18 protein-coding genes are annotated in these 18,309 nt (G+C 48.8%); 4 read left to right on the forward strand and 14 right to left on the reverse strand.

The features are described from left to right. Positions 1-131: 131 nt before the first annotated feature. Positions 132-647, forward strand: a complete 516-nt coding sequence (locus R6242_RS10525) for a lipocalin family protein (RefSeq protein ID WP_318426506.1) — start codon at positions 132-134, stop codon at positions 645-647. Positions 648-710: 63 nt separating this feature from the next. Here the strand turns inward: R6242_RS10525 and fabF are convergent, their stop codons facing one another. The 8 genes from fabF to R6242_RS10565 form a co-directional block, all read right to left on the reverse strand. After that, a complete protein-coding gene (fabF, locus tag R6242_RS10530; protein ID WP_293935739.1) occupies positions 711-1,952 on the reverse strand; it encodes a beta-ketoacyl-ACP synthase II in 1,242 nt (413 codons plus the stop codon). A 108-nt stretch (positions 1,953-2,060) separates the two neighbouring features. Further along, a complete protein-coding gene (gene acpP / locus R6242_RS10535; RefSeq protein ID WP_125975770.1) occupies positions 2,061-2,300 on the reverse strand; it encodes an acyl carrier protein in 240 nt (79 codons plus the stop codon). Between the two features lie 162 nt (positions 2,301-2,462). Beyond that, positions 2,463-3,206, reverse strand: coding sequence for a 3-oxoacyl-ACP reductase FabG (fabG, locus tag R6242_RS10540; RefSeq protein WP_318426509.1), 744 nt, complete (start codon positions 3,204-3,206; stop codon positions 2,463-2,465). Positions 3,207-3,316: 110 nt separating this feature from the next. Then, positions 3,317-4,243: an ACP S-malonyltransferase gene (gene fabD, locus R6242_RS10545; RefSeq protein ID WP_318426511.1), complete on the reverse strand. Its 927-nt coding sequence runs from the start codon at positions 4,241-4,243 to the stop codon at positions 3,317-3,319. Positions 4,244-4,363: 120 nt separating this feature from the next. Then, positions 4,364-5,320, reverse strand: a complete 957-nt coding sequence (locus R6242_RS10550) for a beta-ketoacyl-ACP synthase III (protein WP_293935736.1) — start codon at positions 5,318-5,320, stop codon at positions 4,364-4,366. A gap of 10 nt (positions 5,321-5,330) precedes the next feature. Further along, complete coding sequence (gene plsX / locus R6242_RS10555; protein ID WP_293935735.1) at positions 5,331-6,368, reverse strand: phosphate acyltransferase PlsX; 1,038 nt, start codon at positions 6,366-6,368, stop codon at positions 5,331-5,333. Positions 6,369-6,545: 177 nt separating this feature from the next. Beyond that, positions 6,546-6,725, reverse strand: a complete 180-nt coding sequence (rpmF, locus tag R6242_RS10560; RefSeq protein ID WP_046351409.1) for a 50S ribosomal protein L32 — start codon at positions 6,723-6,725, stop codon at positions 6,546-6,548. A 183-nt stretch (positions 6,726-6,908) separates the two neighbouring features. Beyond that, positions 6,909-7,430, reverse strand: a complete 522-nt coding sequence (locus R6242_RS10565; protein WP_318426518.1) for a YceD family protein — start codon at positions 7,428-7,430, stop codon at positions 6,909-6,911. Positions 7,431-7,487: 57 nt separating this feature from the next. Here R6242_RS10565 and R6242_RS10570 point away from each other — a divergent pair, with 57 nt between their 5' ends. Beyond that, entirely contained in the window at positions 7,488-8,072 is a 585-nt protein-coding gene (locus R6242_RS10570; protein ID WP_318426520.1) for a Maf family protein, read from the forward strand. Beyond that, the gene (locus R6242_RS10575) at positions 8,069-8,779 is read left to right on the forward strand and encodes an SAM-dependent methyltransferase (protein WP_318426522.1); all 711 of its coding nucleotides are present in this window, start codon (positions 8,069-8,071) and stop codon (positions 8,777-8,779) included. The genes R6242_RS10570 and R6242_RS10575 overlap by 4 nt, the downstream gene beginning before the upstream one ends. Positions 8,780-8,982: 203 nt before the next feature. On the opposite strand, the gene R6242_RS10580 is transcribed toward R6242_RS10575, so the two are convergent. The 3 genes from R6242_RS10580 to coaD all read right to left on the reverse strand — a co-directional run bounded on the left by R6242_RS10580 (position 8,983) and on the right by coaD (position 12,103). Continuing rightward, positions 8,983-10,389: an exonuclease domain-containing protein gene (locus R6242_RS10580; RefSeq protein WP_318426524.1), complete on the reverse strand. Its 1,407-nt coding sequence runs from the start codon at positions 10,387-10,389 to the stop codon at positions 8,983-8,985. Between the two features lie 170 nt (positions 10,390-10,559). After that, positions 10,560-11,501, reverse strand: coding sequence for a class I SAM-dependent methyltransferase (locus R6242_RS10585; RefSeq protein ID WP_293935730.1), 942 nt, complete (start codon positions 11,499-11,501; stop codon positions 10,560-10,562). A gap of 107 nt (positions 11,502-11,608) precedes the next feature. Continuing rightward, entirely contained in the window at positions 11,609-12,103 is a 495-nt protein-coding gene (coaD, locus tag R6242_RS10590) for a pantetheine-phosphate adenylyltransferase (protein ID WP_318426529.1), read from the reverse strand. Between the two features lie 104 nt (positions 12,104-12,207). Here coaD and R6242_RS10595 point away from each other — a divergent pair, with 104 nt between their 5' ends. Continuing rightward, complete coding sequence (locus R6242_RS10595; protein ID WP_318426531.1) at positions 12,208-13,320, forward strand: ABC transporter substrate-binding protein; 1,113 nt, start codon at positions 12,208-12,210, stop codon at positions 13,318-13,320. A 244-nt stretch (positions 13,321-13,564) separates the two neighbouring features. Here R6242_RS10595 and pyk read toward each other — a convergent pair whose 3' ends face one another. The 3 genes from pyk to R6242_RS10610 all read right to left on the reverse strand — a co-directional run bounded on the left by pyk (position 13,565) and on the right by R6242_RS10610 (position 18,282). Next, positions 13,565-14,980, reverse strand: a complete 1,416-nt coding sequence (gene pyk / locus R6242_RS10600) for a pyruvate kinase (RefSeq protein ID WP_318426533.1) — start codon at positions 14,978-14,980, stop codon at positions 13,565-13,567. 275 nt (positions 14,981-15,255) lie between these two features. Further along, on the reverse strand, positions 15,256-17,250 hold the full coding sequence (locus R6242_RS10605; RefSeq protein WP_318426571.1) for a UvrD-helicase domain-containing protein: 1,995 nt from the start codon (positions 17,248-17,250) through the stop codon (positions 15,256-15,258). 549 nt (positions 17,251-17,799) lie between these two features. Further along, positions 17,800-18,282, reverse strand: coding sequence for a GAF domain-containing protein (locus tag R6242_RS10610; RefSeq protein ID WP_318426535.1), 483 nt, complete (start codon positions 18,280-18,282; stop codon positions 17,800-17,802). Positions 18,283-18,309: the final 27 nt, after the last annotated feature.

Raw genomic sequence — 18,309 nt, forward strand, 5'->3', positions numbered from 1 at the left:
AGAGAGAGTTGCCTTATACCTTATCACTCAGGCAAGTGATAGTGCCGGATTAAATACCCAGCAAGAATTGCAAAAACGGTTATTTTTAGCGCTAAAATAGAGTTACATTACAAAAACAGGGGAAAACAATCATGCCCTTATTTGCGGCCTTACTTGCCATCATGCTTAGCAGCAGTCTTTATGCAGAAACCACGGCCAACTCTGTCTCTTCACTTGATGTAGAGCGCTATCTAGGTCGTTGGTACGAGATTGCCAGCTTTCCTATGTATTTTCAGCGTATGTGCGTGGCAGACACCACGGCGGACTATAGCAAGCAGGCTGAAGATAAAATCACCGTGGTCAATCGTTGCCGCAAGCAAGACGGCAGCTTTGCAGAGGCCGATGGCCACGCCAGCATCGTGCCGCATAGTGGCAATGCCAAACTAAAAGTCAGCTTCTTCTGGCCATTCTCTGCAGATTACTGGGTGTTTGGCTTAGGCGATGAGTACCAATGGGCCTTGGTGGGCAATCCCAACCATAAATATCTGTGGCTATTATCCCGCAGCCAGACCATCAGCAGCCAAGATCTCAATGACGCACTAGACATTGCCAAAGAGCAGGGGTTTGATATCAGCAAGCTCAATTACACTTTGCAGCGGGTAGATTAACGCTCTGCAAGCCGCATAAAAAAAGGCTACCGAAGTAGCCTTTTTTATGCGGGATATTCTTAATTAAATTTTACGGAATACCAGCGTGCCATTCGTGCCACCAAAACCAAAGGAGTTAGAGATCGCAACGCCAATCTTCATATCTCTTGCGGTGTTTGCTACATAATCCAGATCACAACCACCCGCGATATCTTGCTCGAAGATATTGATCGTCGGAGGGGATACTTGGTTATGCAGCGCTAGAATGGAGTAAATCGCCTCTACACCACCCGCGCCGCCCAATAAATGGCCAGTCATAGATTTAGTTGAGTTTACCGCCAGCTTTTTAGCATGATCACCAAAGGCAATTTTCAGCGCATTGGTTTCATTAGAATCACCCACTGGGGTAGACGTGCCATGTGCATTCACGTAATCAACTTCATCCGGATTCACGCCCGCATCTTTCAGGGCATTGGTCACGCCACGTGCTGGGCCTTCTGCCGTTGGCGAAGTGATATGGTAGGCGTCTGAGCTCATACCAAAACCAATCAACTCTGCGTAGATGGTTGCGCCACGTTTTTTAGCATGCTCGTACTCTTCCAGTACCAACACACCCGCACCCTCACCCATTACAAAGCCATCTCGGCCAGTATCCCAAGGACGCGATGCCGTAGCAGGGTCGTCATTGCGAGTTGATAGTGCTTTCATAGCCGCAAAACCACCCATGCCAAGGCGGGAAATCGCGCCTTCAGCACCACCCGCTACCATCACATCGGCATCGCCGTACTGGATGATACGAGCCGCATCGCCAATGCTATGCGCACCTGTGGTACACGCAGACACGATGCCGTAACTTGGGCCTTGATAGCCTTTCAAAATAGTCACATGGCCTGCAACCAGATTAATCAGGCAACCTGGAATAAAAAACGGGCCAATTTTGCGCGGGCCGCCTTCAAGCAAGGCAGCGCTGGTCTGCTCGATAGACCAAAGGCCACCGATACCAGAACCAATATTCACGCCAACGCGAGTTTTATCTAAATCGGCAACGTCATCAAGGCCAGCATCTTTAATAGCCTGCAAGGCGGCAGCGATACCGTAATGGATAAACACATCCATACGACGTGCGTCTTTAGCCGAGATGTACTCGGTAATATCGAAACCTTTAACTTCGCCAGCAATGGTGCAAGCTAAGTCACTAGCATCGAAACGGGAAATTTGAGCGATGCCAGACTGACCAGCGAGCAAGTTTGCCCAACCAGTAGCCACATCATTGCCTACCGGCGAGACATGTCCCAAGCCAGTGACAACTACTCTGCGTTTAGACACGGGGCAGTCTCCGTAAGTTGGTTCAAGCAGGTTTGCCGAAACCAGATGGAACAAGACCCCCACAATAAACGCTTACGCGCCCATCGCAGGGGCCTCGAGAAAAACGAATTACTTGCTCAGGTTAGCATTGACGAAGTCAATGGCTTGCTGAACGGTAGTAATTTTTTCGGCTTCTTCGTCAGGAATTTCGCACTCGAATTCTTCTTCCAGTGCCATGACGAGTTCAACGGTATCGAGAGAATCGGCACCGAGGTCGTTTACAAACGATGAGTCAATCTTAACGTCTGTTTCCGGCACGCCAAGTTGCTCGGCAACGATCTTCTTAACACGCTGTTCGATGTTTTCCATGAATTTATGTCCCAAGCCTTGTCTTAATTACTAAAAAAAACGTCGGCATTCTACCAAAAAAACAGTCACAGCATACGTTTGTCGAGTAACTTCGGTGAAATGCACAACCAAAAAACCACGCTGAGCTGCAAAATAACTTCTGCCTACAGCATGGATACCACGCTAATTCATATACATTCCGCCGTTTACATGCAGGGTATTGCCTGTAATGTAAGCGGCTTTATCTGACGCCAAAAAACTCACCGCATCTGCAATATCCTGCGGATTACCTAAGCGTCCTAAGGCAATTTGTTCGACCAGTTTAGCCTTTTGTTCATCAGGCAGCGACTTTGTCATGTCCGTATCAATAAAACCAGGCGCTACAGCATTCACTGTAACCCCGCGTGAACCGATCTCACGCGCTAGTGATTTAGTAAAACCAAATAAGGCAGCTTTTGCTGCAGAGTAGTTAGCCTGACCAGGATTACCTGTAGCCCCTACCACTGAAGCGATATTAATAATGCGGCCCCAGCGCGCTTTCATCATGCCACGCATCACTGCTTTGGATAGCTTATACACCGGACGCAGATTAGTTGCCATAACGGCATCCCATTCTTCGTCCTTCATGCGCATCAGCAGATTATCACGGGTAATACCGGCATTATTAACAAGAATAGTCACAGGGCCAAATTGTTGGGTAATTGAGTCAACAATCGCTTCACAAGCACCCTCTTCGGTAACTTGTAAACGTAAGCCACAACCGGTGTTACCTGCTTCTTTTAAATAAGCGGTAATTGCCTCTACGCCCGCATCTGTTGTTGCAGTGCCAATCACTACCGCGCCAGCACGCGCCAAATCAAGCGCAATCGCTTGACCAATTCCGCGTGATGCACCCGTTACCAGTGCAATTTTACCTTCAAAACTCATGCAAAAATCTCCATCAATAGCAAAAGCTACGAATCTAGGGCGGGTGCAACCCGCCGTTTTACAAAGCTTTTATGAAATACATTGGCGGATTACACCCGCCCTACAAATATTTACAACATTGCTTTTAATGTTTGCAGTGCCGCAGCATCGACCAAAGCCACTTGCTGTGCATCTGTTGCAATACGTTTATTCAGGCCTGCTAATACTTTACCTGGCCCGCACTCCGCAATCACAGTCACCCCGTCCTGCGCCATTTTGGCAATCGTTTCTACCCAACGGACGGGTTCGTAAAGCTGGCGAACCAAGGCATCTTTAATTTGTGCTGAATCGGTATATGCGGCCACATCTGCATTATGCAAGACAGGAATCACAGGCGTATTGATGACAATTGTATCTAGCTTTTGTTGCAATTTATCACTTGCAGGACGCATTAAAGCGCAATGTGACGGTACAGACACTGGTAATAACATCGCTCGCTTCGCGCCGCGCGCCTTACAAGCATCACAAGCACGCTCTACGGCCGCCTTACTACCCGCAATCACCACCTGTCCTGGCGAGTTAAAATTAACCGCCGCAACCACCTCACCTTGAGCGGCTTCTACGCAGGCTGCGATGATTTCATCATCCGCCAAGCCCAAAATAGCCGCCATCGCTCCCGTACCAACCGGTACGGCTTCTTGCATCGCCTCGGCACGCAAACGCACTAACTGCAAGGCATCCCCAAAAGACAACGCTTCGGCAGCCACCAAAGCGCTGTACTCACCCAAGCTATGCCCAGCCAAAACGGTAGGCTGTGCGCCACCTTGCGCTTGCCAAGCACGCCACACCGCCACACCCGCAGTTAACATCAATGGCTGAGTGTTGACGGTTGCATTCAAGAGCTCAATAGGGCCCTCAGCAGCCATTTGCCATAAGTCTTGCCCTAAAATAGCCGAGGCTTCGTCAAAAGTGGCTTTCACTACCGCCAAATCTGCCCAGCCATTCATCATGCCTACCGATTGCGAGCCTTGGCCCGGAAATACAAATGCTAATGCCATTTTTTACTCCTGCATGCCATGCTAAGGGGGTCTTTATAGTCCCTTTCCGGCGCTGTAAAATTCAAACAGTTATTTTAATGCCAGATAGACAAACGGCGCATTACTGCGCCGTTATGCTGATTAAAACTGGGCAATAACAGCACCCCAGGCAAAACCACCACCAATTCCTTCCATTAGCACTTTCTGCCCAGCTTTAATCCGTCCATCACGCACCGCAACATCCAAAGCCAAAGGGATCGAGGCGGCAGAGGTATTGCCATGCTCCGCCACCGTAACCACTACTTTATCCATACTTAAGCCAAGATGCTTTGCGGTGGATTCAATAATACGAATATTCGCCTGATGCGGCACTAGCCAATCAATTTCAGATTGCGCCAAGCCTGCCGCTTCTAGCGTTTGCACCGCCACATCAGCCAACGCCCTTACCGCAAACTTAAAGACCGCATTGCCTTCCATATATAGCCATGGGCTACCCGTCAAGCTGCCGTATTTTACTTTGGCATCCGCTTTTAAAATATGACGATAACGACCATCTGCGCGCAATTCTGTGGCCAGAATCCCAGTTTCCTCGGAAGGCTTCAGCACCACGGCCCCCGCGCCATCACCAAACAAGATGCACGTACCACGGTCATCCCAATTAATCAGGTGTGACAGCGTTTCTGCGCCAACCACCACAGCGCATTTAGCCGCACCGGTTTTAACAAATTTTTCAGCCGTACTTAAGGCATAGATAAAGCCTGCGCAAACAGCCTGCACATCAAACGCCGGAAAACCATGCACGCCCAGCTTATCTTGCAAGATACATGCTGTTGAAGGGAAAATTTGATCGCCGGTGGTGGTTGCCACAATCAGTAAATCAATTTCTTCTTTAGCCACACCAGCGGCTGCAAGAGCAGCCTCAACGGCTTTTAAGGCCAAATCAGACGTCATTTCACCTTCAGCGGCAATATGGCGTTCACGAATACCGGTGCGTGAAACAATCCATTCATCGTTTGTTTCAACGCGCTCGGCCAGCTCTTGATTAGTAAGAATACGAGCCGGTAAGTAAGAACCTGTGCCAACAATGCGAGCGTACATACATAACCCCTTATTCGATGACAGTCTCTTTAGCTGCCAATTCTGCAAGCTGATCTTGAACCTGTTCGGTAATGCGTTGAATCACGCCTGAGCGCGCCTCATCCATCGCTTGTCTCAGGGCCCAATAAAAAGCCACTTTGTCTGCGCTACCATGGCTCTTCACCACGATGCCTTTTAAGCCTAATAAAGAGGCACCGTTATAGCGGCGTGGATCCACTCTAGCCTTAAAACGAGCCAATACCGGCCACGCCAAGAGCGCAATAATGCGCGTCCACCAGCTGCGGGTAAATTCTTGTTTTAAAAATTCGGCAAGCATCTTAGCTAGACCTTCCGAAGCTTTCAGTGCCACATTGCCAGTAAAGCCATCACAAGTCACCACATCCACCGAGCCGCGATAGATATCGTTACCTTCTACATTGCCCTGGAAATTAAGCCGAGATGCTTTCAGTAGCTCGGATGCTTCTTTAACCGTCTCATTGCCTTTTTGGTCTTCTGAACCAATATTAAGCAAGCCAACCGTTGGGTTTTCGATTTGACGAGTTGCCGCCACCAAGCACGAGCCCATAATCGCAAACTGCAAAATATTGTGTGGCGTACACACCGCATTCGCACCCAGATCTAGCACGCAGGTCTCATTGCGACTAGATGGCATCATTTTGGCAATGGCTGGGCGATCAATACCTGGAATGGTTTTAAGCACAAAGCGTGCAGTGGCCATCAGCGCGCCAGTATTACCGGCCGAAACGCAAGCACTGGCATCACCAGACTTCACCAAATTAATGGCGACGCGCATCGAAGAATCTTTTTTATTCTTCATTGCCGACTGAGGCGATTCATCCATCGTGACCACTTCGCTGGCGGCATGTACACGCAAGCGGGGGCCTACCGTGGCATGGCAAGCTTTTAATTCAACGGCAAGAGCGTCAGGCAGGCCAACGAGCACAACACTCACATGGGGAAATTCTTTTAGGAAGCGAAGCACTGCAGGCACAGTAACGTGCGTGCCATGATCGCCGCCCATTGCATCAACGGCAACGGTGATATCCATCGGGGGCTACAAGTCCTGTAAGGAGCAGGAGAGCAATATCCAAGCAAAATATCCAAGCTCAGAAGCACGCTTCAATCACAACTCCAATGAGGCACAGACTGGGGAATCCAGAACGGCGAACGGCGCAAGGGTTGCCCGCTTGCGCCGCATATTATAACCAAAAGGTTATAAAGGGAATTACTCGCCCTTAGCTTTAATAACGCGGCGACCGCGGTAAAAGCCATTTGGGGAGATGTGGTGACGCAAATGTGCTTCACCAGTCGTTGCTTCAACTGCCAGCGCTGGAGCGGTCAGGAAGTCGTGTGCACGACGCATGCCACGCTTGGACGGGGACTTTTTATTCTGTTGAACAGCCATGATGTAGCTCCTTGAAAACCAGTTTTAAATTAGAGGACACCTCTAAAAATCATATTTCCATCGCGATACTGCGTTGCTCACAAAAAACATCGCCTTACATATAAGTAATATGCTGCATCGATATTGTTTGTTCGCGCCTTGCCTTGCTTAGAAACTACAATTTTTAGAAGCGTCCTACAGTTGTTATTCCGCTTCCCTGGTTTTCAACTGAGCCAGGACAGCAAACGGATTCGGTTTTGAATCTTTTAAAACAATACGATCTGCACCGCAGTCTTCGTGCCTAGACGCGAAAGGCAGGGCAAGCAGAATTTCATCTTCTATCAACGCAATAACGTCAAGCTCGGGATCGATAACGATACCTTCGAGATCTTCATCCGCGTTTTCCGCATCATTAAGATGGGCCTCGTCTGGAAACTGTACGAGAGTGCTACCCACATTAACAAAAAAGGGCATGGGTTTTAAGCAGCGTTGGCAAACGAGTTGAACCTCGCCCTCCACATCAACAAATAACCACGGCCGCTCTAACTTATCAATGCCACTAGACAACTTCCACACCATGCTGCCCGCCGTACTAGCAAGCAAATCGTGCAAGCGGCCTAATTCAGACAGCGGGATCGTACCTTCAATCTTTTCGCCCTCAAGAGCGAATTGACCGCTGTGAATAACAATCATAAGGAACCAGAACGAATACAAGAAACCGCGCATGATACAATCTTGAGTACTACCCTGTCAAAGTCATTTACGTAAGAGTCTAACAAATCCATGCACTTACCTCGATTAGTCCTCGCTTCAACCTCACCTTACCGCAAAGAATTGCTTGAGCGCCTTGGCATTTCTTTTGAAACAGCGGCACCAGATTTAGATGAAAGCCGCAAAGAAGGTGAAACCGCAGGGGAAACCAGTCTGCGCCTTGCTATTGCTAAAGCAAAAGTGCTGGCAGATCTTTATCCAAACAGCCTGATTATCGGCTCAGATCAAGTCGCGCTTTTAGGGGATGAACAGTTGGGCAAACCAGGCACGCATGATCGTGCCGTTCATCAGTTGCAAAAAATGCGCGGCCATACGCTAGCGTTTCACACCGCACTTTGCTTGTACAACACCGCTACCGGCACGGAGCAACACGCCGTTGATATTACCCGTGTAACGATGCGCGATTATTCCGATGCAGAAATAGAGACTTATTTACAGCGCGAAAAACCCTACAACTGCGCAGGCAGCGCCAAAACGGAAGGCCTTGGCATTGTGATGATTGCCGCCATTGCCGGCACCGATCCAGCCGCCATCATCGGCCTGCCATTGATTGAACTGATTACCATGCTAAAAAATGAAGGATTTCCACTGCTATGAGCGGCATTCTGTATTTAATTCCTGTCCCACTAGGCACCGACACCCTAGCCAGCGTTATTCCCGCCGATGTGCTGGCCACAGCGCAGCGCTTAACGCACTTTATTGTGGAAGCACCCAAAACCGCGCGGGCCTTCTTAAAAGAATTTGGCACGCCGCATGAGCTGCGCAGCTTATGGATGGAAGAGCTCAACGAGCACACTAAGGAAGACGCACTTAGCGCCCTACTTAAACCTCTCTTAGATGGCCATGATGTTGGCTTGATGAGCGAAGCGGGCTGTCCTGGCGTGGCCGACCCAGGCGCAAACCTGATTCGATTAGCGCACCGTAAAGGCATTAAAGTTGCGCCGCTGGTTGGCCCATCGTCGATCTTGCTGGCACTGATGGGCGCGGGTGCTAATGGGCAAAAGTTTCGCTTTAATGGTTATATCCCAGCGCAAGACCCAGCACGCCTTGAAGCGATTCGCTCGCTAGAAAACGATTCCTATCGTAATAAACAAGCCGAGCTGATGATTGAAACGCCTTACCGGAACGGCGCTTTATTTGATGCACTGCTACTAGGATTAAAAGGCAGCACCCAGCTCACCGTAGCGTGCGACCTAACCACGGCCAATGAGTTTATTGTGAGTAAAACAGCAGCAGATTGGAAAAGCGGGCCTAAGCCGGATCTACACAAACGCCCAACTGTGTTTGTAATTTACGCGGCTTAATTAGCGGAAAACTCCAAGTTTCGTAGGGTGGGCAAAACGCATTATTTTGCCCACGCAGATAATGCACTGACTGCCGCGTGGGCACAAAAGCGTGCCCACCCTAAAAACTGTAGACACAGAGACAAATGAGAACACAGAAAAAATCAAAGATAGAGCTTTAGTTTTTCTCTGTGTTCTGTTTTTAATCTCCCCGTTCTCTGTGTCTACAGATCTTTTTGACTTTCTACCCCACTCCCCAGCATCTGCAAGCTTCTAACTCGTTTTTTGAATTCTTTCTGAATCAGCTTAAACACATCCAACTCAAACTTGCGTGGCTTGGCCAGCAGAGCGGGGAGTTCGGCGAGGCTGTTGATTGCGCCTAGATAGCACCATTGATCAAACACCTGCAGCACGGGCGCCCATTCCGGGCCTTCTGCAAGGGCGACTGCGCCTTGGTAGGGCCATGCTGGGAATTGGTAGCGATCCATTGCCGCCGCAAAGCGTGCGTTATGCGTGAGATCGCGCCCCACGCAGGCGCCACGACAGCGCCCTTCTAAAAAGGCCGAGCAGGGGGCCAAGGATTTTGGCTTTGGCTCCAAACCTAAAATTTGCCGACATAAGCCGTGACCATCAATCATTTTATTCAGCACATTGGCGGCTTCGCGGCGGGAACGGAAAGGGCCAAATACCGGCTCAGAGCCCACCTCGGCCCATGGTGTCCAGTACGGCTGTAATACTTGGTCTTTTTCTACCAAACGCCAAACACCAAGCTCTTTGATCCGTCGCTGCGGCGGGTTATAGCTAGGCTCTAAACTAGACACCAAGCTGGTTTCCAGCAGTAAAGCCCCTAGCTCGCCAGAGGTTTCATGCCAAGCCAGCCGTTGGGTGCGCTTAGCCAGCTGCACTTCCTTAGGATTGCCGTCACTAAAATGCGCCAGCACCCGCTTACGAATATTGTGATTTTTACCAATATAAAGCGGCACATCATCGTGGCCATAAAAAATGTACACGCCAGATGATTCGGGCAGCTCGTCAATCTGTGCAGGGTCTAGTGCCGGTGGCAGTGCGGGTTGACGCAATAATTCTGCGATCGCCTGATGTAATACGTCCGCGCCATGATCTTTGAGCGCCACTTCTAAAAACTGCTGCAATAACTCGGCATCGGTGAGTGCGCGATGGCGGCCACCGCTAAAAGTCAGCCCGTAGCGGGCAATCAGCGCGTCTAAGCTGTGCTTGTGCTCATTGGGGTACAGCTTGCGGGAGAGCTTAACCGTGCACAGCACTTGCGCCTGTAAACGCATATCGAGGCGTTTAAATTCTTGCTTTAAAAAGCCGTAATCAAACCGTGCATTATGGGCAACAAACACCCGTCCCTGCAGCAAATCCAAAACGTCAGTTGCAATCTCAGCAAACAGCGGCGCATCTGCCACCATCTCATTGCTGATGCCGGTTAATTCTTGAATAAACTCGGGGATGGCTTGCTCAGGATTCACTAAGCGCGACCAGCTGCGGCTGCCCTGCTCATCAATCTGCACAATGCCCACTTCGGTGATGCGATCCCGCTGAGGATTCGCCCCCGTAGTTTCCAGATCAACCAGCACAAGGGGAAAGGAGAAATAGGGATTGTTCATTGACGGGGCGTTCCAGACAAGCAAGTCAGCTTGGTATTTAAATGTGCCAAACCTTAAACCACAGAGAAAATGAGAGCACAGAGGTCACAGAGAAAATCAAAAAATCGTATTTCTCTGTGAAACTCGGTGCTCTTCGTGTTCTCTGTGGTTCAGGATTTAGCAGTACTAACTTAGGGCTTCACAAATCTAAAGCACTGATGGATTTTGCGGTTTCTGAAGTCTTCCGGTACCGATTCTGCAGATACATCGGTGCACATCGGTTTAAGCCAGTCATCCAAAGTAAAGGTGCGTAGATTATTAGAGAAATACAGCACGCCACCCGGCTTTAACAGGCCCATTGCGCTTTCTACCAGCCAAGATTGATCGCGCTGGATATCCAGAATACCGTTCATTTTTTTGGAGTTAGAAAACGATGGCGGGTCCATCACGATCAGATCGTAACGGATGGGTTCGCTTAAGGCTTCTGACAAAAACTCAAACACATCGGCGCGCACACGCTGATGGCGGGAGGGATCCATGCCGTTTAAAGCGAAATTACGCTCTGCCCACTCTAAATAGGTATTTGACATATCCACGGTGGTGGTATGCGTGGCTCCACCGGCTGCGGCGTAAACACTGAATGAGCCAGTGTAGCTAAATAAATTCAGAAAGCGCTTACCCTTGGCTTCGCTCATCACCTGTTTGCGCGTATTGCGGTGATCCAAAAATAAACCGGTATCCAGATAAGCACCTAAATTCACCCAGAATTTAAGCCCGCTTTCTTCTACCACAAAGTCTTCAGACAGCTCGCCTTCCAGCTTTTCATACTGCTGCAGGCCTTTTTGCCGCTGGCGCAGTTTCAGCACCACGCTGGTTTCTGCAATATCAAACACGCTTGCGCAGGCATTGCGAATGTCTTCCAGCCATACGGCGTGGTCTTCATCGCTTTCCATCCAGCCAGTAGCCACTTCTTGCAAGTGAATACGGCCTTCGTAAAAATCAACAATGACGGGAAACTCGGGCACATCTTTATCGTACACACGGTAGCAAGTAATTCCCTGCCGGCGGGCCCACTTACCCCAGTGTTTTACATTTTTGGCAAGGCGGTTACGAAAGCTAGCGATATCAGCCATTTTTTAAAATCTTGAGCACATAAAAGCAGAAGTGTAACACCTTGCAAGGCAGGCACCGATTTTGTGCCCGCCTACACTCTGCCGCTGATCAAAATTTCAGGCGCACCCTACATCTGCGCCCTTAATGCCACAAAGCGATTAAACACCGGCTCTGGCACGTATTGCTGCACCACACCTTGCCACCCCGCAGGGCCAACTAAGCCCTTCACCATGGTAGAGCTGACTTCGGCAATTTCACGCGGTGGCATTAAAAATACTGTATCAATATGCGGGGCTAAATCGGCATTTACATAACGCATTTTGCGCTCAAATTCATAATCAGCCGCTTCGCGAATACCACGCAAAATAAAATGCGCACCTTGTTCACGGGCGTAATTAACTAAAAATGAATTTTCAAATGATTCCACACGTAAAGAAGGTAAATGTGCAGTGGTTTCTCTGAGCATGGCCAAACGCTCAGCCAAGCTAAATGTGTAGGATTTATCTGGATTATCGCCAATTGCGACAATCATTTCGTCAAAAATCCGCACCCCATGCTCAATCATCCATAGATGACCATTGGTGACCGGATCAAAACTACCTGCATATACCCCTCTACGCATGGGTATGACTTCCTATATAAAAGTTTGTGCCACTATACCACCGACAAACAATAAACTAATATCCGCTATCGGTTACACCCCATAATAAAAAAGGGAGCAATGCCATGATGAAAGCCATGCTATGCATTAGCCTGCTATTAACACCATTATGCCAGGCTGAAATTGTAATTGGTCAATCTGTCCCTACTACCGGCGTTGATGCCGAAACTGGCAAAGCATTAGCACTCGGCGCAACACTTTATTTCTCTAGAGTAAATGCCAACGGCGGAATTAACGGTGAGGCAATTAATCACCAGATCAGGGATGATGGCAATGATGCAAAACGTACTATTGCCAATACCCAAGAGTTAATTGATAAGCAAAACGCAATTGCACTCGTGTCATTTTATGGCACAAATAACACCTCAGAGCTAATCAAATCTAAAACATTAGAAAGGGCCAATATAGCCTTAATTGGGGTGCATTCGGGTGCCGATATTATTCGCAATCATCCCTATATATTTCATACCCGTGCTAGTTATGGTCAAGAAATAGAGCGAATAATTCAACTACTCAACACCAATTTAGGCGCAACGCAAATTGCCGTTGTTGCGCAGCGTGATGCTTATGGCCAAGCAGGCTATGAGGCACTTAATACTGCACTAGCTAAACGTCAGCTTAAATTAGCCGGTGAAAGTTGGTATGAAAAAAATACCGCTAATACCTCCCCTTCTGCTCAAGCCATGGCAAAGCTCAATCCAGAAGCGATTATTCTGGTAGCTATATCTAAACCTGCAGCCAGTTTTATTAAGCAATTTAAAGAGCTGGGTGGCACATCACAACTTTATGCGCTCTCCCCCGTGCAATTTGAAGAAGTAAATAAGCAAATTAATAGCCGCGTTTCGCATGGTTTAGGCATTAGCCAAGCCTATCCTTTTCCAAACAATACTAAGCTGGCCTTGATTCGGGAATTTCAAGAAGACGCTGCCAGTGTATTAAAAGGGGATGAGCGTCCTTCCTACGCTATTTTAGAAGGCTATCTAGCGGCCAGAATCACCGTTGAAGCCATCAAGCGAGCAGGAAAAAACCCTAGCCGTAGTAGCGTTTACAATGCGCTCAGTAGCTTAAAGAATTATGACTTAGGCGGATTTAATTTAGACTTTAGCGATAAAAAACGTCAAGGCTCTAATTTTGTAGAGCTGACTATGATCTCACCGAATGGCAGTTTGAGCCGCTAAGGATTTGCTCATGATTAACTTCCCTCCTCTGAAACACCGTCATTCTCGCGTGCCTTTGGCGGGAATCCAGCAGCGCGGCTGGATCCCCGAGACAAACATTTGGGGATGACGGTTTATTTTGTTGGGAAGTTATTTCACACCAGACCCTCAATAGCAAAGGGGCACGGTTTCCCGCGCCCCTTCGTGCATTATTTAAGCAGATAAGGCACGGCCTGCCGTGCCTCTACAATTGAATGCGTGGCTTTTATACCGCGATAATTTGCAAGGTATTAGCACCCAAACCTGCTTGAGAGCCCCAAGTCATGGCAAAGCTGTCGCCAGCATTGACGCGCTCATCACGCACCAAGGCCATTTTCACGTGGGCAATCTGTGCATCACGCTCATTGCCTACCGATTCTGGCATCAACATTGGCTGTACATGACGATACAAGGCCAGCTTGCGGTAAGTTGCAACATTTTGTGTCACCGCCATAATAGGTACGGCGCTGATATAACGTGACAGCCATAGCACCGAAGTGCCCGAATCTGTCAGCGCCACAATGGCACGCATCGGCAAATGGCTAGCTGCATATACTGCCGCCATAGAAATCGCCTGATCGATACGCTCTACGCCTTCGGCGGTAATAAAATCATTATCGCTTTGCATATCGGCGTGTTTTTCTACTTCTTGGCAAACGCGCAGCATCGCTTCTACAGCTTCAACTGGGTATTTACCCGCAGCCGATTCAGCCGACAGCATCACCGCATCAGTACCATCCAACACCGCATTAGCAACGTCAGACACTTCAGCACGGGTAGGCACTGGGCTGCTGATCATGGATTCCATCATTTGTGTTGCGGTGATAGATAACTTACGCATGTGACGAGCCATTTTGATCATGCGTTTTTGTAAGGCAGGCACGGCAGCATCGCCCACTTCAACCGCCAAATCGCCACGTGCCACCATAATACCGTCGGATGCTTCTAAAATTTCTGCCAGATTGGTAATGGCTTCAGTACGCTCAATCTTAGCAATCAAGCCGGCTTGGCTACCTGCAGCCAATAGCAAAGTGCGCGCCAAATGCATGTCGCTGCCACTTTTTGGGAAAGACACCGCCACATAATCAGCATTTAAGGCTGCTGCGGTTTTGATGTCTGCCATATCTTTATCTGTCAGTGCTGGAGCCGTTAAGCCGCCGCCTTGACGATTGATGCCCTTGTTATTAGATAAAGTACCGCCCACCAAAACCTTGGTTAATACTTTAACACCCGTTACCGAGATAACTTCCAGCTTAATTTTGCCGTCATCAAGCAGCAAAATATCACCAGGGAAAACATCATTAGGCAGTTCTTTGTAATCGAGGCCTACATAATCCTGATTACCCAGCTCACAAGCCGCATCTAAGATAAATGCAGCGCCTTTTTCTAGCTCAATCTTGCCCTGCTCAAACTTACCAACGCGAATCTTTGGGCCTTGCAAATCAGCAAGCACCGCCACTGATTGCCCAAGGCGCTCTGCAATCGCGCGAACTAAATTAGCGCGGTCAGTATGGTCTTGTGCCGTGCCGTGGGAGAAATTCAGGCGCACCATATTTACCCCAGCCACAATCAGCTGTTCCAAAACTTTAGGGTCGTTGGAGGCTGGGCCGAGGGTTGCAACAATCTTTGTGCCTCTAATCATTAGGTAATACTCCTGAATAAGGGGAAATTTGCACATCAAGGAAAATATCAAATATCGGGCGCTTGCCCATATTGCTTACTTATTTCTTAGTTTTGATCGCGATCATACCTACAAAACGCTTACTCTGCCCAAGCACATATTTTTGCTCAAGCCTATTGTGGTAATCCCCGTCAATGACGCAGTTAAATCAAAATAGCGAAAGGTGCTTTTATCACACCAGTAAGCATACGCCATCCCAATCAGGGGAATTAGATCCAAATCAGCAAGTCTTTAGTCTACTTACCAATCCGTGCCATTAGCTCGGCATTCTTCGCCTTACGCTCTTCTTTAGTCATGGCAGGCTTTGGCTTGTCTCCCGCCAAGCGCCCGCTAATAACGATGTCATCGGGAGGCAGCTCTTTTAAAAAGCGGCTTGGCTCGGTGATTTGCCACTCCCCGGCACGGCGGCGCTTGCCGCAATAGCTAATCGTTAAGCTGCGCTGAGCACGAGTAATGCCCACATACATCAGCCGCCGCTCTTCTTCTACCATATTGCTTTCGATAGAGTTTTGATGCGGCAGGATGTTTTCTTCGCAACCAATCAAAAACACATGCGGGTATTCCAGACCTTTAGACGCATGCAAGGTGGATAATTTTACCGCATCTACTTCTTCTTCATCACGCCCTTCCAGCATGGTGATCAGGGCAATGGTTTGCACGATATCAATCAGGCTTTTATCGTCTTCAACGCCTTTTTTAGCAATCCATGCAACTAAATCTTGGACGTTTTTCCATTTGGCCTCGGCAGGCCGCGCGTCGTCATTCTCGTAGAGCCATGTTTCAAAATCGATGGCTAGCAGCAGCTCATTCAGCAACTGCCCTGCTGGCTCCACGGGGGCTCGGTCTTGCATGCGGTTGATAAATTCTGCAAATAGCCTAAGCGGCTCGTACTGGGTGCTTTGTACCTGATGAATAAAGCCTTCTTCAAACACGGCAGCAAATAGCGATACATTACGATTCGCCGCATAAGTGCCCAGTTTTTCTAGGGTGACATTGCCCACGCCGCGCTTAGGGGTGGTCACGGCACGGATAAACGCCGGATCGTCATCTTCATTAGCAATCAAGCGTAAATAGCCCAGCACGTCTTTGATCTCGGCCTTATCGTAAAACGATTGCCCACCCGAAATCACATAGGGAATACGACGGCCCCACATCTGCTGCTCAATGATCCGTGCTTGGTGATTGCCGCGATACAAAATGGCGTAATTAGAATATTTGCCATTATTTAAAAAACGGCTCGATTCGAGGTGATCCAGCACCATGGCCGCTTCTTCTTCCTCGGTTTTGGTTTCGATCACCATGATCGGGTCGCCAATCCCCAGATCAGACCAGAGCTTTTTCTCAAATAATTTTGGGTTATTACCAATCACCGCATTGGCGCAGCGCAAAATCCGCGCCATCGAGCGGTAATTTTGCTCCAGCTTAATCACCTGCAGCTTAGGAAAGTCCTCCTGCAGCAGGCGCAAATTATCCACATTGGCACCGCGCCAAGCGTAAATTGACTGATCATCATCGCCAACGGCGGTAAATAAGCCGGTAACGCCGCTTAATAGCTTAACCAACTGATATTGGGTGGTATTGGTGTCTTGATATTCATCGACCAGCAGATAGCGTAGACGATTTTGCCATTTGGCTAAGACTTCTGGATGCGCTTCAAATAAATCGACCGGCAGACGAATCAGATCGTCAAAATCCAGCGCCTGATAAGCAAATAGCGTGTCTTGATAAGAGCGGTAGAGCTTGGCCAGCTGTAGCTCGCCTTCAGACTCCGCCATATTTAGTGCTTTATCGGGCGAGATACGATCGTTTTTCAGCATGGAAATCTGGCTCATGCTGCTACGGATCAGTTGCTTATCGGTGCTGGAGAGTTGATCGGCAATAATCTTGGCCGCGTCTGCCGAATCTAGGATAGAAAACTTGGGCTTATAGCCTAAATGCCGCGCCTCTTCACGCAGCATTTTTAGCCCGAGCGAGTGAAAGGTCGATACCGTCAAGCCTTTCAACATGGCTTTGGGCAAGAGCGCCCCCACCCGCTCCTCCATCTCGCGCGCGGCCTTATTGGTAAAGGTAATTGCGGCAATGTTTTTGGCATCCATGCCCGCAGTCTCAATTAAATACGCAATTTTCTGCGTAATCACCCGCGTTTTACCCGAGCCAGCACCCGCCAAAACGAGGCAAGGGCCACCAAGATAAACCACAGCTTCGCGTTGCGGGGTATTTAAGAGATGCAGCATGAAAACAACCTAGGGAGTAGAACAGCCGGTAGATTTTACCACGGACGAGGCAGCCGCTGATCGGTGGGGGGGGTGGGTTTAATTTTAACTAACTGATGTTACGCAGTAAGGGCAAAAAATACGTAGTCCACGAAAAACACATAGAGCAGGAACAATGGAGATGAGGTATTGCCACCGCTTTATTCACATGCCTATCTATTAAAATCAATCACTTATAAACAACACAAGCTGATGATGGCTCTTGCTCATTTTTTGTTGTTTATCTGAGATGATCAACGTGAATAGCGTTAACTAGTAGGAGGCTGCTTGCTGCGCCTTAACGAAACAGGGCGCAGCAAGCAGCGCCCCTACAGTATATTGGCCTACATAGCTCAGCTTATTGAATCGTCATTCCCGCGCAGGCGGGAATCCAGCCCTGAGGCACTCAAAATCTCTGGATTCCCGATAAAAACACTCGAGGATGACGATATTGATGTATTTGAAATTTGAAATGATTGTTGCCGACCTATCTCGCTCAGCAGCATAGCCTTTGTGCCACACCCAACTCTAAAACAATCGCACCAAGGCCTGACAAATCTCGCCCAGATACTTGGCATCCACCTCATCAAAAGTCGCCAGCTCAGCAGAATCCACATCCAATACCGCCAGCACCACGCCATCGCGATCAATCAAGGGCAGCACAATTTCTGAGCGGGCCAACGATGAGCAGGCGATATGCCCAGCAAAAGCATCCACATCCGGCACCACCAATGTGGTGGCTTGCTGCCACGCGCTGCCGCACACGCCGCGCCCTTTTTGAATGCGAGTGCAGGCAATCGGGCCTTGAAATGGGCCCAAGACCAATTCATCATTTTTTACAATATAAAAACCCGTCCACAGCCAGCCAAAGGTGTGATGCATGGCGGCGCAGGCATTGCCCATTGCAGCAATTAAGTCGCTTTCGCCATCAATCAAAGCTAAAACTTGCGGCAGCAGATTTTGATACAGCTCTGCTTTGCTATTGCCCTGAATACTTAAGTTCTCTGCCATTTTTATTCCATGTAAATAAACAAAACA

This window comes from Iodobacter sp. CM08 (assembly GCF_033446605.1).
GTDB lineage: Bacteria > Pseudomonadota > Gammaproteobacteria > Burkholderiales > Chitinibacteraceae > Iodobacter.

Bases quoted from the DNA above. Each gene is read 5' to 3' on its own strand.
- R6242_RS10525 (WP_318426506.1), top strand. From the start codon at position 132: ATGCCCTTATTTGCGGCCTTACTTGCCATCATGCTTAGCAGCAGTCTT.
- acpP (WP_125975770.1), bottom strand. From the start codon at position 2,300: ATGGAAAACATCGAACAGCGTGTTAAGAAGATCGTTGCCGAGCAACTT.
- fabG (WP_318426509.1), bottom strand. From the start codon at position 3,206: ATGAGTTTTGAAGGTAAAATTGCACTGGTAACGGGTGCATCACGCGGA.
- fabD (WP_318426511.1), bottom strand. From the start codon at position 4,243: ATGGCATTAGCATTTGTATTTCCGGGCCAAGGCTCGCAATCGGTAGGC.
- R6242_RS10550 (WP_293935736.1), bottom strand. From the start codon at position 5,320: ATGTACGCTCGCATTGTTGGCACAGGTTCTTACTTACCGGCTCGTATT.
- plsX (WP_293935735.1), bottom strand. From the start codon at position 6,368: ATGGATATCACCGTTGCCGTTGATGCAATGGGCGGCGATCATGGCACG.
- rpmF (WP_046351409.1), bottom strand. From the start codon at position 6,725: ATGGCTGTTCAACAGAATAAAAAGTCCCCGTCCAAGCGTGGCATGCGT.
- R6242_RS10565 (WP_318426518.1), bottom strand. From the start codon at position 7,430: ATGCGCGGTTTCTTGTATTCGTTCTGGTTCCTTATGATTGTTATTCAC.
- R6242_RS10570 (WP_318426520.1), top strand. From the start codon at position 7,488: ATGCACTTACCTCGATTAGTCCTCGCTTCAACCTCACCTTACCGCAAA.
- R6242_RS10575 (WP_318426522.1), top strand. From the start codon at position 8,069: ATGAGCGGCATTCTGTATTTAATTCCTGTCCCACTAGGCACCGACACC.
- R6242_RS10580 (WP_318426524.1), bottom strand. From the start codon at position 10,389: ATGAACAATCCCTATTTCTCCTTTCCCCTTGTGCTGGTTGATCTGGAA.
- R6242_RS10585 (WP_293935730.1), bottom strand. From the start codon at position 11,501: ATGGCTGATATCGCTAGCTTTCGTAACCGCCTTGCCAAAAATGTAAAA.
- coaD (WP_318426529.1), bottom strand. From the start codon at position 12,103: ATGCGTAGAGGGGTATATGCAGGTAGTTTTGATCCGGTCACCAATGGT.
- R6242_RS10595 (WP_318426531.1), top strand. From the start codon at position 12,208: ATGATGAAAGCCATGCTATGCATTAGCCTGCTATTAACACCATTATGC.
- pyk (WP_318426533.1), bottom strand. From the start codon at position 14,980: ATGATTAGAGGCACAAAGATTGTTGCAACCCTCGGCCCAGCCTCCAAC.
- R6242_RS10610 (WP_318426535.1), bottom strand. From the start codon at position 18,282: ATGGCAGAGAACTTAAGTATTCAGGGCAATAGCAAAGCAGAGCTGTAT.